1 protein-coding gene is annotated in these 510 nt (G+C 67.1%); it reads left to right on the top strand.

Going from position 1 to position 510, the window contains the following annotated elements; genetic code table 11:
- On the top strand, window positions 1-510 hold a 510-nt coding region (locus tag ON21_RS09150; RefSeq protein WP_039797163.1), incomplete at both ends, for an AMP-binding enzyme.

The raw sequence follows: 510 nt of genomic DNA, 5'->3' as shown, positions 1-510 counted from the left end.
GATCAGCCGTGGCCGTCGATGCTGCGCGGCATCTGGGGCGACACCGAACGCTACAAAGCCACCTACTGGGAACGCTTCGCCGACCAAGGCTGGTACTTCGCCGGCGACGGCGCCAAACTCGACACCGACGGCGACCTGTGGGTCCTCGGCCGCGTCGACGACGTCATGAACGTCTCCGGCCACCGAATCTCCACCGCCGAAGTCGAATCCGCCCTCGTCGGACACCACACCGTCGCCGAAGCCGCCGTCGTCGGCGCCACCGACCCCACCACCGGCCAAGGCATCGTCGCCTTCGTCATCCTCACATCCGACGCCCAAGACCCCGCACCCACCCTCATCGACGACCTCAAAGCCGAAGTCGCCCGCGAGATCAGCCCCATCGCCAAACCCCGCGAAATCCACATCGTCCCCGAACTCCCCAAAACCCGCAGCGGCAAAATCATGCGCCGCCTCCTACGCGACGTCGCCGAAGGACGCCAACTCGGCGACACCTCCACCCTCGTCGACCCC

This window comes from Nocardia araoensis NBRC 100135, from assembly GCF_000308435.1.
GTDB lineage: Bacteria > Actinomycetota > Actinomycetes > Mycobacteriales > Mycobacteriaceae > Nocardia > Nocardia araoensis.
The sequence above is the reverse complement of the archived record's forward strand: the minus strand, read 5'-3'. Positions and strand labels throughout refer to the sequence as shown.